This window comes from Ruegeria sp. BF12 (assembly GCF_056538705.1).
In genome coordinates, this window is sequence record NZ_JBQFTP010000009.1 from 171,338 (window position 1) to 185,671 (window position 14,334).

A 14,334-nucleotide genomic window follows, 5' to 3' on the forward strand; every position below is an offset into this window, starting at 1 on the left:
TTTGGTCACGCAGCAAGTCCGCACAACTTTTGCCAAAGCAGTTCGATGGCAATGTGATCCTGATCCGCCTTGCGTGCAGCGCAAATGTTCCAAGTGATCTGCGGGTCGGTCTCGATCAGTTTGATCCGGCCAGTTTCGACAAGCTCAGCAAAGGTTTCGGGCATCCCACCGACGATCCATTTTCCGTCGCCCAAAAGAGAGGTCAGAAACGCATAGTCGTCACTTTCGATCTGCGGCAATGTCTTGACCTTCTGGGCCGCGCCATCGTCGCCACCAAGGGCTTTGGTCAGCGCCGCGCGCCAGTGTTTGTGCAAATGCGGCGAGGCAAAAGGATAGGTGAACACGTCGCTGAGGGTGCACACAGGAACGTCGTGCAGCGGATGGCTGACATGGGCGCCGAAGACCACGGCCCGTTTTTCGAACATCATCAGTTCGATATTCTCGGTTTCCGGCGTGTGGGTCAGATCGCCGACGTAGATGTCAATCTCGCCGCTTTCCAGCATCTCGATCGGTGCCTGTCGCGCGCTGACAGAAACGCGAACGCGCAACCCGGGCGATACCTGCAAAGCTGCCTGTATTGCAGGCTTGATCAGCGTTCGAGGCGTCAGTGGCCCACAGCCGATGCGTACCGTCTGCCCCGCATCAGACCGGATAAATTCGATTTGACGTTCGCAAGTCTGCAAGTCCGTTTGGAGCTTTCTGGCGACCGGCAGAAAGTCCCGCCCTTCGCGGGTCAGACCACTGTTGCCGCGTTTGCGGTGAAACAGCGGAAATCCAACCTGGCTTTCCGCCATCGCGACATAGCGTGACAATGATGCGTTCGATACGCCCATGCGTTTTGCGGCCTCCTGAAAGTTTCCGGTTTCAGCAAGGTTCAGGAAGGCAGAGAGGGATTTTTCGTTCAGCATCGCGGCCTCTGAAGTTTCAGATATCGCGTATTACGTTCCAGAAATTGCAAGAATGTAAACCCATGTTGCGAGCCAATCAGGCCAGCCTCTAGGAACATATCATGCGGGCCGTTTTGGCCAATATTCATCGTTCTCAGGAGGTTAACCTGGTGTTTCAGATCAAATCGATAGCGGTTAGCGCCGCCACCGCACTCTGGGCGGTCGCGACAGCGGCCATTGCAGAAACCGAAAAACCCAACATCCTTGTCATCATGGCCGATGATGTCGGTTGGGCCAGCCTCGGCAGTTATCATCAGGGTGTCAAAAGCATCCAGACGCCCAATCTCGATCAGCTTGCCGCCCAGGGTGCGCGCCTGACGGACTACTATGCGCAGCCCAGTTGTACAGCAGGTCGGTCCGCTTTCATCACGGGCCAATACCCGGTGCGGACCGGCATGCACACAGTTGGCCTGCCCGGCGATCCCGTTGGCCTCAGTGATGAAGACCCGACATTGGCCAATATCCTGAAATCTCTGGGCTATACGACCGGTCAGTTTGGCAAGAACCACCTGGGTGACCTCAATAAGTTCCTGCCAACGGTCAAAGGGTTTGATGAGTATTGGGGGTGGCTCTATCATCTCAACGCGATGGAATACACGTCCGACCCGGATTGGCCAAAAGATCCGGAGTTCGCGCAGCAGTTCGGCCCGCGCAACATCATTCACTCGTTTGCAACGGACACCATGGACGAAACCGTCAATCCCCGTTGGGGCGTGGTTGGGAAGCAGCGCATCATCGATGACGGCCCCGCCCCACCAGAACGCCAGAAGACGCTAGATGACGAGGTCACGGCCCATACCCTCGACTTCATTGATCGCGCGGTCGAAAGCGAAACGCCGTTTTTCGTCTGGATGGCCCCCGCAAGGGCGCATGTCTGGACCCATCTCAGCCCGGAATACGAGGCGATGCTGGGCGACGGTCGTGGGCTGCAGGACGTTGTGATGAAAGAGTTGGACGATAATGTCGGCAAAGTCACCGCTCATCTGGAAGAGCTCGGTATCACCGACAATACCATCGTCATTTTTACGTCTGACAATGGCCCCGAGACGATGACCTGGCCCGATGGCGGCACGACGCCGTTCCACGGCGAAAAAGGCACGACCTGGGAGGGCGGATTCCGTGTGCCCGCCATCATCCGCTGGCCCGGCCAGATTGCCGAGGGTCAGGTGCTGAACGGTATCTTTGATGGCATGGACTGGATGCCGACACTTGTTGCGGCGGCCGGAGGCTCTCAGGATTTGCCAGCAGAGCTGCTGGACGGGTTCGAAGGGTACAAAGTGCATTTGGACGGTTACAATCAGCTTTCCTACCTGACTGGCGAGACAGGCAGCAACCGGAAGGAAATCGTTTATTATGAAGGCACTGACCTGCAGGCGGTGCGCTATAACGACTGGAAGGCGCACTTCACCATTCAGGAGAAAGGCTGGGCTGGTCCCAAGGAAGAACTGAACGCGCCGCTTCTGTTCAATCTGCGCCGTGATCCGTACGAAAAGGCGGCCGAGGAATCCGGCATGTATACCCGCTGGATGGGCAACAAGATGTGGGCTTTTGGCCCGGCAGCCCGTCTGGTTCAGGCGCATCTGGCCACGTTCGCCGAGTTTCCACCGCGCGGCGCAACCGTGGGCAATGAGACACACGTTCAGGAGCAGGTCAGTAGCGAAGGGGGGATGTCGCAGTAGCGTCTCAGGCGATTGCGTACCGGCTAACAAAAGGTTGAAACGCCCGCTACTCGGTGGGCGTTTTCCTTTCAATATGTTTGCCGCTAACATGCGGTAAAGTGAATGCATTTTGTGAAATTTTGGTGTCAGTGTAATATGTTAACACTTCCCCCAAGGTCGACATGACGGGAGCGCGCCAAGGGAGTCGATAACTCAGAACCGTCATCCGGCAGAATACCTTGGCGTTTGCATTGCGCGAACAGAAGGGCAGTCGAATGGCTGACACCAAGAAAATGCTGGATCCGGATCCGCGGATCTATGATTTTGAGACCGAATACGAGCTTGGGCAAGACAACGTCCGGCCCTTCGGTCTGGATATCCACAACCCCGTTTTCCTGATCTCGAGCATCGTGATTTTTGCGTTCGTTCTGATCGCACTGGCCAACCAAGAAGCGGCCGCCACGTTCTTTGGGTGGCTCAGGCCATGGCTGACCAGCACGTTTGACTGGTTCCTGGTGCTATCGGTCGATGCGATCACCCTGTTTTGCCTCGTTCTGATCATTCTGCCGGTGGGCAGCGTTCGGATCGGAGGCAAGGACGCCAAGCCTGACTACTCCTACGCCGGATGGATCGCGATGATGTTCGCCGCCGGTATCGGCATTGGGCTGCTGTTCTTCGGCGTGATGGAGCCGGTTTATTACAACTTCGCGGAAGATGGTAATGCCGTTCCGTTGGGTATCGACATCGCAGTGCCGGGCAATGAATACGCCGGTGTCGTTGGCACCATTCACCATTGGGGCCTTGAAGGCTGGGCGGTCTATGCCGCAGTCGGTCTTAGCCTTGCGATCTTCAGCTATAATCTGGATTTGCCACTGACCCTCAGATCCGCTTTCTACCCAATTTTGGGCGAGCGCGTCTGGGGATGGTGGGGTCATATTATCGACACGCTGGCGGTCTTTGCCACATTGTTCGGTCTGACCACCTCACTTGGTTTGGGCGCACAGCAAGTTGCAGCGGGGTTGAACGAAGTCTTCGGTATCGAACCCAGTCCGACAGTCGTCGTTCTGTTGATCATCGGTATCACCATGATTGCCCTCGGCTCGGTTCTGCTGGGTATGGATGCAGGCGTCAAAAGGCTGAGCGAGATCAACATGGTCATGGCCGTTGGCCTGTTCCTGTTCGTGATTGCCGTGACCGGAGTCGGCACTGCGATAGCGCGGTACTTCAACGTGATGACGGACTATGTGTTGCACTTACCGGCGCTCTCGAACCCATTTGGTCGTGAGGACACCAGCTACTTCCACGGCTGGACGACGTTCTACTGGGCATGGTGGATCGCATGGTCGCCATTTGTGGGCATGTTCATCGCCCGCATTTCCAAGGGTCGCACGGTGCGTGAATTCGTCATATGTGCATTGCTGGCCCCCACAGCGGTATGTGCCCTGTGGATGTCGACATTCGGTGGCGCAGCCATCGATATGCTGAACGCAGGCGGTGCCGAAGGTGTCCGTGCAACGGTGATCGAAAGCTACGCCCCCGAAGGCGCGCTGTTTGGGTTCCTGAAAGAGCTTCCGCTCTACGGTATCGTGGCCCCGATCGCGTTGATATTGATCGTGATCTTCTTCGTGACCTCGTCGGATTCCGGATCGTTGGTGATCGACACGATCACTGCGGGCGGCAAAATGGATGCCCCGGTGATCCAGCGCGTGTTCTGGTGCACTCTGGAAGGTCTGGTGGCCATTGCGTTGCTGCTTGGCGGAGGGTTGGCGGCGTTGCAGGGCGCGGCGGTATCGACCGGCATTCCGTTCACGCTGGTGGTTCTGATCATGTGCTACTGCCTGTGGCTGGCGCTGAAATCGGAACGGGCTAAGATGTAAGCTGACATCGCATGAACTGAAAATGCCCGCCAATTCGGCGGGCATTTTCAGTTTTGACCTGGTATCTTGATCGTGCCTCAGAGGCTATTTCAGAAACCCGAGAACCCCGGACTTTTGTCTCCGGTTTCCGTCCTCGAACTCATACCCCAACAGGTCGATGTCCCGTTCGTAAACCCGCGCGATCACTGCGCGGCTTTCATCGTCATAATAGTCGCGGAAATCAGAGCGTTTCGTTTGCTTTCTCCGGCGTACGAGCGAGCGCCGCAGCCCTATCTTTTTCAGCACCACCTTGAGATCGTCTTCGAACCTTTCCAACCGACCGACAAAATCCAATGGCACCGCACCGGTGGCGTCTGTCAGATAGGTCCATTGCGGTCTGAAATAGCGGATATGCAGGAATGCCTCGGGGTCAGCTGAGAATGCGGAGGTGAACTCTGCGAATGATCCGTGTGACGTCACCTGAGTCAATTCCGGGCGCCTCTGGCAAACATAGTGATAAGCCGAGACAAACCGATCCCAGGGGTTTCTTGCAAAGCTGAACTTGAAGTAGTCGGCGGCCTCATCCCCAAGCACATCGAGATATTGCGAGACAAATTCACAATCATCGCAACGGGGGTCTGTATTGTTCACCCGTCGTCCCAGAAAACGATTGCGTTTCAGCACCGTTGTCAGCGTTGATCCACCGTTTTTCGGAATGTTCACGAATATCGCGCGGTGATTTGGGTAAACTGGCATCTTTCTTCCTCGAAATCACAAACCCTACAAGCCTGTGGGTCAAATGGCACGAAAAACCTGAACTTCGGCACACTCACCTGAATGAGTTCACGCCAAAACACTCTCGGCGTTCTTCAGAACCGATACGCAACCCGGGCGGTGATTGTGCTCAGATCGATGTCCGAGTCGCTGGAGGCGTCGTCGAAACTGCCGCTAAGGTCGCGATAGGTATAGTCCGCGCCTACGAACCAACGTTCCGAGACATTGTACTCCATACCCAGGCCGATGTTGAAGCCATTCAACGTGGTCTGACTGTCACGGGGTTTGAAAGTTCTACTGGGATGAACGCGGAAACGCGACCAGGACCATCCCAGCGCGCCGTAGAACATAAAATCGCCGGTCACATAACCCACCCTTCCGCGCAGGTCGGAAAAGTCCAAAACCTCGCGCCGCTCGGGATCGGGGGCGTCGTTTTGCAGAACGTGGGACATGTTCGAATACCGAAACTCGGCACCGTAAATCCAATCGCCACGTTGCAGGTTATAACCGGCCAAGGCACCAAAGCTGCGCCCATTGTCCGGGTCAAAGGACGCGTTCACATTTCCGCCGGACAAAACAGGGTAATCCGTCGTGCCATCTGACGTTGCTGCGCCGAGTTCCAGACCCACATACGCCCCATCAAATGCGCTGCCGGTCGCGGTGCTCTGCGCCAGCGCCAAGTTCGGTATGAACTGGACCAACGGCAAAAAATACACAAGCGCGACTGCTTTCATCGAAACTCTCCTAAAACCCAAAAAACTGACGTCATAAATGCGCATGTATAGAAAGCATAGGGGATTTGGTAGGGCGGGCAAATATTAAGTAAATTGTGCGGGCATTTAGCCGCTTATGGCTGGCAAAAAATCACCATCGAATTCCAGTTGGTTTGAAAGACGGAAGCCAGCTTTGTTTTTGACCTCTTCCAAGGATAAGCGTGTTCGGAATTGAAAGTCCGGTAATACGTTTTGTTCGAAACATGAAACAAAAAACGCCCGCCAGGATGGCGGGCGTTCCAATCAGCAAACCGGGTCTCAAACCCCGTCCAATGCGCACAAATGGCGCTTAGCGACGGATGCCCAGCTTTTTGATCAGGTCCTGGTAGCGCGCTTCTTCTTTGCCCTTCAGGTAGTCCAGCAGCTTGCGGCGCTGAGCAACCATCTTCAGCAGACCACGACGACCGTGGTTGTCTTTCTTGTGGGTCTTGAAGTGCTCGGTCAGGGTATTGATGCGCGAGGTCAGGATTGCAACCTGGACTTCCGGGGAACCGGTGTCGCCCTCTTTGGTTGCGAATTCTTTCATGACGCGTGTTTTTTCAGCGGCAGTAATCGACATCGGGGTCTCCTTTAAAGGTTAGAGTTGATGGCGCAGGCCGGGATGTCGTCCAGCACAGGCCCATGGAGAAAACCGCACCGAATCCGATGCGGATGGGCGCGTATAAGCGCATTTAGGGTAAATGGCAAAGGGATTCTGGTGGTTCAGCTAAGTGCGCTGAGCTGCGACAGGTCCTGACCGTTGATCAACTGGATATCGTCCAGCGTCAACCCGTCAGCGCCCAGCAATTGGGCGACGTTCTGTCCGTTGACCATTACGCGGGTCAGGTTTTCGTTATCGGCGTCGGTTTCGATCTGAATGTCGGGGTCTTCCTCACCTTCCCAGGATACCAGCAGCTTGTCCTGACCCGGTTCGAAATCCATGATTTGGACCGCCTCATCGCCATCCTCCGGGGCGACCTGGATGCTGTCCGCACCTTCGCCTCCGGTCACGATGTCTCCGCTATCTGCCAGGATCGTATCGTCGCCAGCACCTCCATTCAGAAAATCCATGGACTCGTCACTTTCGCCGTCGTCGCCGGTCAGCACATCGTTGCCGTCACCGCCAAGCAACACGTCCTCGCCCGCGCCGCCATCCAGCACGTCGTCGCCATACCCGCCGTGCAGCGCATCCTTTCCCGCTCCTCCGGTCAGAGTGTCGTTGTCCTGGCCGCCGAACAGATCATCATCGCCTTCGCCGCCGTCCAGTTTGTCCGCGCCGAAATGCCCGTAAAGCGCGTCGTCGCCAGCATCACCGGACAGATCGTCATCGCCGTCCTCACCATGCATCACGTCATCGCCTTCGCCGCCTTCCAGCGTATCGGCCCCCTCTCCACCGTGCAGGGTGTCGTTGCCCACGCCCCCGATCACCGTGTCGTCACCGCCATAGCCGTTGATCTGGTCGTCCCCATCCTGTCCGGTCAGGACATCCGTGTCTTCGCCGCCGGCAATGACCAGATCGCCCTCGAACTCCGAAATTATGGTCCCGGTCGAAAGCTCGGGTACTTCGGGCGGCTCGGGGTCGTCGACGTTTTCGCCGACGTCCAGAAAGTTCCCGTCGGGCACTTCATGAGGTTCATCATCGATGACATAGTCCTCTTCGGAGTTTTCGTCAGAGTCGAATATGTCGCCCATCGCGTAGGCCGCACCGCCTACCGCGGCCAGACTCAGAAATCCAATCAGAAACATGGGAACCCTCCGCGAACGCACTGCTCCGAGGGTGAAATATCCCATGATGTCAGTCAGTTGGTCAAAGCCAAGCTGGACTCGTGGTTAACCTTTGGTCACCAGCGTTCGGGTTGTTGAGTGTATGCGATATAGAGCGGATGCTTGGGATGCCCGCCCTTGGTCAGCCCCAGATGGAACAGCGGCTGGCCGGTGCCGCGCAGCAGGGCTTCCACGGCGGGCCCGCGATCAAGATGTGCACCATGCGTGCCCCAGGCGGCGATGACCTGATCGGCCCATTCGACGCCGTCCAGTATGGCCGCATCATTCTCTGGCCCAACCGGATCGCCAGCGGCGCGCATCTTGCGTGGGTCGGTGTCGCGCCAGGCAAAAATGTTGGTCACCTGAAACGCGCCGAACCCTAAAGCCCGCGCGCGACGCTCGCAACGTTCGACCGTTGGGTCGTTCTGCACTTCGGTCGCAGTGGATGGGTTCAGCATCACGAATAACGCCTTGCGCCCATCCGGATCCCAGATGCGGGTCAGGCTGTATCGATACTTCTCGCAATCGGAATAGATGGCGGTCGAGGGCGCGTCGCCCTTGGTGTGGGAACGGGTGATCATGCCACCGGCCTAGCACGCTGTTTAGGCAACGAAAACCCGGCTGGGATGCAATTCGCCGGATTTGTAGATACCCACGGCCACAGCCTTGCCATCCAGCGAAGCCCAGGCCTCATCGCCGTATTCGACTTCCGACGCCAGAACCATACCCGGATTGCCATTGCGCAGGCGAGTGGCACCTTCGGGGGTGCATTTCAATTCAGGCAGGTCGGCGAGGCCGGTTTCCAGCGGATGCAGGTATTCGTCCAGTGCGGTGGTCTTGGCCATCTCGTCGATCTGTTCGATGTTCAACCCATCTTCGACCTCAAAGGGACCTGACCAGATGCGACGCAGCTCTTTAACGTGGCCATGACACCCCAGCGCCGCGCCCAGATCGCGCGCGATAGAGCGGACATAGCCACCCTTTCCGCAGGTCATTTCCAGCACAACGTGATCTTCGTCGGGACGGTCGACCAGAATCAACTCCTCGACCCATAGCGGGCGGGCCGACAGTTCAACGTCCTCGCCATCGCGGGCTAGCTTATAGGCGCGCTGGCCGTCGATCTTCACGGCTGAGAATTTGGGTGGCACCTGCATGATGTCCCCCAGAAACGGCGCCAGCGCCTGCTTGATATCATCATCTGAAGGGCGCGCATCGCTTTCAGCAATCACCTCGCCTTCGGCGTCGTCGGTGTTAGTGGCCTGACCCAGTCGCACGGTGAAGGTGTATGCCTTGAGCGCATCGGTGATGTAGGGAACAGTTTTGGTCGCTTCTCCCAGCGCCACGGCCAGAACGCCCGTCGCTTCGGGGTCCAGCGTGCCCGCATGGCCCGCTTTCTTGGCGTCCATCGCCCAACGCACCTTGTTGACCACCGCGGTTGAGGTCATGCCCGCGGGTTTGTCCACCACCAGCCAACCGGAAATGTCGCGACCCTTGCGTTTGCGTCCCATATTACACCTAGAATCTTGCCGAGGCGCGCGAGTTAGCGGATCACTCTGCCCCTGTCAATTTCAGGGTGCGTCTTCGACCACGCCGACGATCGGTCCCAGCGAAAACCCGACATCTGATCGATTGTTCGCCCGGTCATACATACGAGAGATATTGCCATCGAAGAACAACGCATTCGGAGTGTTCAGCACGTCCCGGAACAGGCTGCCGAATTCGTGGAATGTCACGTAGTCATCCGAGATTGCGAACACAGCGCGCGCGCCGTCATCGCTGGTGCCCACACCGTTGCGCACATAGCGCGAGGTCGAATCGAGCAGAAAGCGTGGGTGCAATTCGCCATCAATGACCAGCATCGGGCCGGATTGAGTGGCGAAACGGCACTCTGGAGCCTGCTCAACGTAGTTCAACGTTTCGAACACATCGGCGCGGCCTTCCCGGATGCAGAACACGCCGTTCGGAAGCAGCCCGAAATTGCCCGGCCCGGCGTTCGGGATCACGCGCATCTGCTCTTGACCATTTTCGACGTAGTGGCCAACCGGCGAGCGGTCGTCGTGATACATCCCTGCGTTCATCGCAAAGGCCAGACGTTTGTCATCCGCGTTCAGGGCTTCATTCACCGAAGAAAAATGCCCAAGCAAGGTGCCGTCTTGGTCATTCAGGAACAGGCGCAAGTCTTCGTTCGCGGCATCCACCTCGCAGACAGTGTACCGCTTGTCCTCATGGGTCAGCTTCTCACAGGTAACCGCAGAGGCTTGCGCCGCCCAGAGGACAGCGCCCAGAGTGACAATTGCGCGGATCACTCGTCCAGATCGCGGCGCACCGCGTCCTGTTCGAACATGCGGCGGGTGTCGTCCAGACGGTCAAACGTGTCATCCAGACGGAAGCGCAGATCGGGCGAGAATTTCAAACCGACTTTCTTTCCGACCATGCGCCGTAACTCGCCCTTGTTGCGGGCGAGCAGTTCGATCACGTCCTCCTGCCCTTTGCCACCCAAGGGCAGCACATAGGCGGTGGCAATCTTCAGATCGGGCGAGGTGCGCACCTCACCCACGGTGATCGACATGCGGTTCAGGTCGGGGTCGTGGACATCTCCGCGCGCCAAAACCTCGGACAGGGTGCGGCGGATCAGTTCGCCGACGCGTAGCTGTCGTTGGGACGGGCCGGGGCCATCGTGGAATTTGTTCTTAGCCATATCCCCGATCTAAGCGCAAAGCAGGGCTTTGCCAAGCGGGCGCGAACGGGGTAGGAGGCTTTGAGCCGACTTTAGAAAGGACCAGCGCAATGACCCATATTCCGGGGATCGTCATCACAGGGGCTTCAGGCCGTATGGGGCAGATGCTGATCAAGACCGTGACCGACAGCGATAAGGCGCGTTTGGTCGGCGTCGTCGAGCGTAAGGGCCATGATTGGATCGGTCAGGATGTCGGCGAAGCAATGGGCGGTCAGGCGCTGGGCGTGAAAGTCACCGATGATCCGCTGGAGGCGTTTTCGCAGGCGCAGGCGGTGATCGATTTCACCGCGCCCGAAGCGACCTTGGAATTTGCCGCTCTGGCCGCGCAGGCGCGCTGCGTGCATGTGATCGGGACGACCGGAATGACCGAAGAACAGATCGCCGCGCTGGAACCGGCTTCGCGCCATGCGGTCATCGTGCGGGCCGGCAACATGAGCCTCGGGGTGAACCTGCTGGTGCAACTGACCAAAAAGGTTGCGGCTGCACTGGACGAGGATTTCGACATTGAAGTGATCGAAGGCCACCACCACCACAAGGTCGATGCCCCGTCGGGCACCGCCCTGATGCTGGGCGAGGCCGCTGCAGAAGGCCGCGGCGTGAAACTGGAAGATGTGTCCGACCGGGGCCGCGACGGCATCACCGGCGCGCGCCAGCGCGGCAATATCGGCTTCCACGCCATTCGCGGCGGTGACATCGTCGGCGAACACGATGTCCTGTTCGCCGCCCCCGGAGAACGCATCGTCCTGCGCCATCTGGCTACCGACCGCGCCATTTTCGCCCGCGGCGCATTGAAAGCGGCGCTGTGGGGGCAGGGTAGGGCGCCCGGTCAATATGACATGGTGGATGTGCTGGGGCTGTAGGGGCTAAAACAGCGACCTCAGATAGCTGTATGCGACAAACACCGCGATCCAGAACAGTGCAGCTGTTATCCAGGACACGATCCCCAAGGCGAACCAAAGGAAGAAATTCCTATTGGGTACAAGGCGTATCGCATTGGGTTTGTGCTGATCCCAGCATTTCTCGACCATGAAAAAATAACTTCCCGCTCCATAGGCGTTCAAAATGATCCGTCTGCGCGAGGGCGGTCTGCCGCGCGTGCTTATCCAATACTCAACAAACTCATCCTTGAAGTTGAATACTGGAAAGACCGACGTGAGAAAAACCATGGCGACACAGAACGAAAGGCCTAGGAGGGCGAAGCAGCCGAGTATGAAAAACAGCTCAGTCAGCAAATCTGTCTCCTGCAAATGTCAAAAATATTCTGTTTCAGCGAAATGAAACCAGACCGGGTGGTTCCATACCCGACTGTTCGACCTGCGTAAACAAGGCACCCAGCCGCTGATCCCAGGTCGGGAACTGGCCGGTCACCGCATAGGTGAGGCGCTCGGCCCCGATTGAGATGCCAAGGGGCGCGGCGGTGCCGTCGATCACGATCTCGCCGATCTCGGTCCAGTTGGGTGACGGAGGATAAACCTTAGGCACGGACTCATCGGTTTCGCCTACGCGGTAATAGACGCCCATGGTCACGATGTAGTCTTCGCCAAACGGATCGGGAAAGAAATAGCCCGAGGCATCGCGGGCTGCCAGAGCCTCGGCCTCATTCCGCAACAAGACTTTCTCCGCAAAAGGCAGGCCGATCTCGTCCAGAACCGGGCGGATGTTGTCCGCTTGCGGCACGCTGACAAAGGCGATGCGGGACGGGTCGAGGCCAAACGTGTCGGTCAAAAGGCCTATCATCAGGCGGGTTGTGGCCTGACCGTCAGCATCTGAGGGATGGCAGCCGACCTCATGAAACAGGGGCAGCACATCCGGGCGCTGCTTTTCCTCTAAATCCGCGACCCGCGCCAACGGCTGGATCACAAAGGCACTTGAGGACAGCTCGGCCTGATCGAAATCGTGTCGCAGGCCGCCATTATAGTCGTCCGCGCCGGTCACAACTGAAAGTGGCGTAGCCTGGTTATAGCCGAGTTCAGTAAACGCCGCTTTCAAACGGTTTAGTGTGTCGGCAAATTCCTGTTCGAACGGGTCGTTTTGATTGGATGCCGAAAGTCCCAGTCCCGGCAGTATCGATCCGACGGTAGCCGCTGTTCCCAGTTGAACAACTCTGCGTCTGTTCAAGCCCATAAGGTGCCTCCCTGACATAACTTTTTCGACGAGCCTGTCGAGAGTAACACAGAAGAAACGGTCAGGTGTTACGGGATTCTAAAGCTCTCGCGGCCAGCCCTGCGAACAGGTAGTCAGTTGCCGTTTCGGCATAGATTGCCAGTTCTTCTTCATTCGGAATGCCTTGTCCGAGCATCGCGGCTTCTTGATGAGCAAACAACATGGTCGTCCACAGGCGCATCGGGATTTCCGGTTGATCTACGCCCAGCCTGTTTTTGAAGAACTCGCGCAGATGCTCCTTGGTTTCGCTCGGTCCCATCGAAAAATATGACCGTACGATTTCAGGCGCTTTTGGCGCCTCGGCAATCAGCAGGCGGATTGTATCCAGATACTCCTGCCTCAGGTGAGATCGCATGAAACCGGTGGCGAATTCGATAAGGGCTTTGCGCATATCTGGCACCTCCAGTCTCTCCAGATAATCCGCCTTGGGCCCTGGGGCCATGTGCCTGAGCGTAGCTTCAAACAGCTCGAGTTTCGATGGAAAGTACCGGTAGATCGTCTGTTTCGTGACCTGCGCCCCAGCTGCGATCGTGTCCATGCTGGCCAGGACGTAGCCTTTTGTCAGAAAGACAGATTTCGAGGCATTCAGGATTGCTTGGCGGGTCTTTTCTTTGCGTGCTTCCTGCTTGCTCATACTTGCACCATCAAATCATACTGCATGGTGTGATAGCCTTAAAATCTTCGCAAGCGCACAATAATCACACCGGTCAGTATGATTCTATTGTCGGCTGACATGGGGCCTTCCTCTACCCTCGCTCTGCGACCCCAAAACCCACGTATAACCGGCATTGCGATTGCCCTTCTTGGCACCTTGCTGATGAGCTTTGATCCCATCTTTATCCGTCTCTCGGGTGTCAGCGGATTTGACACTGCCTTTCTGTTCGGATTGTTCACGGCGATCTCGATGTCGGCGTTCATTCAGTTGCGGGATCAGCGTGGATTGATCGAAGTCCTAAAAGCCGGCGGCTGGCCAATCTTGCTGTCGGGCCTGTTGATATTGGGCAGCACTTCGGCCCTTGTTCCGAGCATCAAGAACACGTCGGTCGCCAATACGTTTGTGATCCTCAGCACATCGCCAGCGCTGGCCGCGCTGATTAGTTGGTTCTTTCTGAAAGAAATCACACGACGGTCAATGTGGATCTCGATCGTGTTCGTTATGCTGGGGATCGCGATTGTGGTGTCGGGGTCATTTGGCTCCGGTAACCTCAAGGGCGATTTGCTCGCGTTATTTGCGGTAATCTGCCTGTCGCTGAACCAAACTCTGTTGCGCAAGTATCAGGACGTCAGCCGCATGGCGAGCGTCGGGCTGGGCGGGTTGTTCCTCGCACGTGTGATGGCGATAGTGGCGGAACCTTCGGGGTACAGCCTCAGCACATGGGTTATCATGGGGGCCATGGGACTGTTTACAGCGCCGTTTGGCCGTGAGATGTCAGCGGTCGCAACCCGCGATATTACGGCACCAGAAGTTGGCATGATCCTGATGACTGAAGTGGTCTTTGCTCAGTTATTTGCCTTCGAGTTCTTCGGAGTAATCCCACCTGCCGCAAACTTTGTCGGAGGTGCAGTTATCATAGTGACGGTGCTGATCTACGCAGAGTTGTCCGCCAAGCAGGAAAAGTGACCGGCCAGTGAAAATCCGATCGTTTGCAGGGCCGGTTCCAAGCGGAGTCGGCCCTGCCAAGA

At 57.2% G+C, this 14,334-nt stretch carries 16 protein-coding genes; 4 read left to right on the forward strand and 12 right to left on the reverse strand.

The genetic code is table 11. The features are described 5' to 3' along the window. Nucleotides 1-5: 5 nt before the first annotated feature. Nucleotides 6-908 (reverse strand): LysR family transcriptional regulator, encoded by a 903-nt coding sequence (locus ACR0J0_RS15290; protein WP_480665011.1) that lies wholly within the window; start codon nt 906-908, stop codon nt 6-8. Nucleotides 909-1,057: 149 nt separating this feature from the next. Here ACR0J0_RS15290 and ACR0J0_RS15295 point away from each other — a divergent pair, with 149 nt between their 5' ends. After that, nucleotides 1,058-2,626 carry an arylsulfatase gene (locus ACR0J0_RS15295; protein ID WP_480665012.1) on the forward strand — a complete coding sequence of 523 codons (1,569 nt, stop codon included), beginning with the start codon at nt 1,058-1,060 and terminating at the stop codon, nt 2,624-2,626. A gap of 254 nt (nt 2,627-2,880) precedes the next feature. Beyond that, nucleotides 2,881-4,482: a BCCT family transporter gene (locus ACR0J0_RS15300; RefSeq protein ID WP_480665013.1), complete on the forward strand. Its 1,602-nt coding sequence runs from the start codon at nt 2,881-2,883 to the stop codon at nt 4,480-4,482. Nucleotides 4,483-4,566: 84 nt separating this feature from the next. Here ACR0J0_RS15300 and ACR0J0_RS15305 read toward each other — a convergent pair whose 3' ends face one another. The 8 genes from ACR0J0_RS15305 to rbfA form a co-directional block, all read right to left on the reverse strand. Beyond that, nucleotides 4,567-5,217 carry a sulfotransferase family 2 domain-containing protein gene (locus tag ACR0J0_RS15305; protein ID WP_480665014.1) on the reverse strand — a complete coding sequence of 217 codons (651 nt, stop codon included), beginning with the start codon at nt 5,215-5,217 and terminating at the stop codon, nt 4,567-4,569. A gap of 113 nt (nt 5,218-5,330) precedes the next feature. After that, a complete protein-coding gene (locus ACR0J0_RS15310) occupies nt 5,331-5,969 on the reverse strand; it encodes an outer membrane protein (RefSeq protein WP_480665015.1) in 639 nt (212 codons plus the stop codon). A 328-nt stretch (nt 5,970-6,297) separates the two neighbouring features. Next, nucleotides 6,298-6,567: a 30S ribosomal protein S15 gene (gene rpsO, locus ACR0J0_RS15315; RefSeq protein ID WP_170613058.1), complete on the reverse strand. Its 270-nt coding sequence runs from the start codon at nt 6,565-6,567 to the stop codon at nt 6,298-6,300. Between the two features lie 143 nt (nt 6,568-6,710). Then, nucleotides 6,711-7,733, reverse strand: coding sequence for a calcium-binding protein (locus ACR0J0_RS15320; protein ID WP_480665016.1), 1,023 nt, complete (start codon nt 7,731-7,733; stop codon nt 6,711-6,713). A 95-nt stretch (nt 7,734-7,828) separates the two neighbouring features. Then, nucleotides 7,829-8,332, reverse strand: a complete 504-nt coding sequence (locus tag ACR0J0_RS15325; protein WP_480665017.1) for a DUF1643 domain-containing protein — start codon at nt 8,330-8,332, stop codon at nt 7,829-7,831. A gap of 21 nt (nt 8,333-8,353) precedes the next feature. Then, nucleotides 8,354-9,259, reverse strand: coding sequence for a tRNA pseudouridine(55) synthase TruB (gene truB / locus ACR0J0_RS15330; RefSeq protein WP_480665018.1), 906 nt, complete (start codon nt 9,257-9,259; stop codon nt 8,354-8,356). A gap of 60 nt (nt 9,260-9,319) precedes the next feature. Continuing rightward, nucleotides 9,320-10,057, reverse strand: coding sequence for a phosphodiester glycosidase family protein (locus tag ACR0J0_RS15335; protein WP_480665019.1), 738 nt, complete (start codon nt 10,055-10,057; stop codon nt 9,320-9,322). Then, the gene (gene rbfA, locus ACR0J0_RS15340; protein WP_010438628.1) at nt 10,054-10,449 is read right to left on the reverse strand and encodes a 30S ribosome-binding factor RbfA; all 396 of its coding nucleotides are present in this window, start codon (nt 10,447-10,449) and stop codon (nt 10,054-10,056) included. Before rbfA ends, ACR0J0_RS15335 begins: the two co-directional genes overlap by 4 nt. Nucleotides 10,450-10,538: 89 nt before the next feature. On the opposite strand from rbfA, the gene dapB reads away from it, so the two are divergent. Further along, nucleotides 10,539-11,348, forward strand: a complete 810-nt coding sequence (gene dapB, locus ACR0J0_RS15345; protein ID WP_480665020.1) for a 4-hydroxy-tetrahydrodipicolinate reductase — start codon at nt 10,539-10,541, stop codon at nt 11,346-11,348. A 3-nt stretch (nt 11,349-11,351) separates the two neighbouring features. On the opposite strand, the gene ACR0J0_RS15350 is transcribed toward dapB, so the two are convergent. The 3 genes from ACR0J0_RS15350 to ACR0J0_RS15360 all read right to left on the reverse strand — a co-directional run bounded on the left by ACR0J0_RS15350 (nt 11,352) and on the right by ACR0J0_RS15360 (nt 13,285). Continuing rightward, nucleotides 11,352-11,720, reverse strand: coding sequence for a hypothetical protein (locus ACR0J0_RS15350; protein WP_480665021.1), 369 nt, complete (start codon nt 11,718-11,720; stop codon nt 11,352-11,354). A 34-nt stretch (nt 11,721-11,754) separates the two neighbouring features. After that, nucleotides 11,755-12,612: a hypothetical protein gene (locus tag ACR0J0_RS15355; protein WP_480665022.1), complete on the reverse strand. Its 858-nt coding sequence runs from the start codon at nt 12,610-12,612 to the stop codon at nt 11,755-11,757. A 61-nt stretch (nt 12,613-12,673) separates the two neighbouring features. Beyond that, complete coding sequence (locus tag ACR0J0_RS15360; protein ID WP_480665023.1) at nt 12,674-13,285, reverse strand: TetR/AcrR family transcriptional regulator; 612 nt, start codon at nt 13,283-13,285, stop codon at nt 12,674-12,676. Between the two features lie 99 nt (nt 13,286-13,384). On the opposite strand from ACR0J0_RS15360, the gene ACR0J0_RS15365 reads away from it, so the two are divergent. After that, nucleotides 13,385-14,272, forward strand: coding sequence for a DMT family transporter (locus tag ACR0J0_RS15365; RefSeq protein ID WP_480665024.1), 888 nt, complete (start codon nt 13,385-13,387; stop codon nt 14,270-14,272). The last annotated feature ends 62 nt before the right edge of the window (nt 14,273-14,334 follow it).

Bases quoted from the DNA above. Each gene is read 5' to 3' on its own strand.
- dapB (WP_480665020.1), top strand. From the start codon at position 10,539: ATGACCCATATTCCGGGGATCGTCATCACAGGGGCTTCAGGCCGTATG.
- truB (WP_480665018.1), bottom strand. From the start codon at position 9,259: ATGGGACGCAAACGCAAGGGTCGCGACATTTCCGGTTGGCTGGTGGTG.
- ACR0J0_RS15365 (WP_480665024.1), top strand. From the start codon at position 13,385: ATGGGGCCTTCCTCTACCCTCGCTCTGCGACCCCAAAACCCACGTATA.
- ACR0J0_RS15300 (WP_480665013.1), top strand. From the start codon at position 2,881: ATGGCTGACACCAAGAAAATGCTGGATCCGGATCCGCGGATCTATGAT.
- ACR0J0_RS15360 (WP_480665023.1), bottom strand. From the start codon at position 13,285: ATGAGCAAGCAGGAAGCACGCAAAGAAAAGACCCGCCAAGCAATCCTG.
- ACR0J0_RS15320 (WP_480665016.1), bottom strand. From the start codon at position 7,733: ATGTTTCTGATTGGATTTCTGAGTCTGGCCGCGGTAGGCGGTGCGGCC.
- rpsO (WP_170613058.1), bottom strand. From the start codon at position 6,567: ATGTCGATTACTGCCGCTGAAAAAACACGCGTCATGAAAGAATTCGCA.
- ACR0J0_RS15355 (WP_480665022.1), bottom strand. From the start codon at position 12,612: ATGGGCTTGAACAGACGCAGAGTTGTTCAACTGGGAACAGCGGCTACC.
- rbfA (WP_010438628.1), bottom strand. From the start codon at position 10,449: ATGGCTAAGAACAAATTCCACGATGGCCCCGGCCCGTCCCAACGACAG.
- ACR0J0_RS15325 (WP_480665017.1), bottom strand. From the start codon at position 8,332: ATGATCACCCGTTCCCACACCAAGGGCGACGCGCCCTCGACCGCCATC.
- ACR0J0_RS15290 (WP_480665011.1), bottom strand. From the start codon at position 908: ATGCTGAACGAAAAATCCCTCTCTGCCTTCCTGAACCTTGCTGAAACC.
- ACR0J0_RS15310 (WP_480665015.1), bottom strand. From the start codon at position 5,969: ATGAAAGCAGTCGCGCTTGTGTATTTTTTGCCGTTGGTCCAGTTCATA.
- ACR0J0_RS15305 (WP_480665014.1), bottom strand. From the start codon at position 5,217: ATGCCAGTTTACCCAAATCACCGCGCGATATTCGTGAACATTCCGAAA.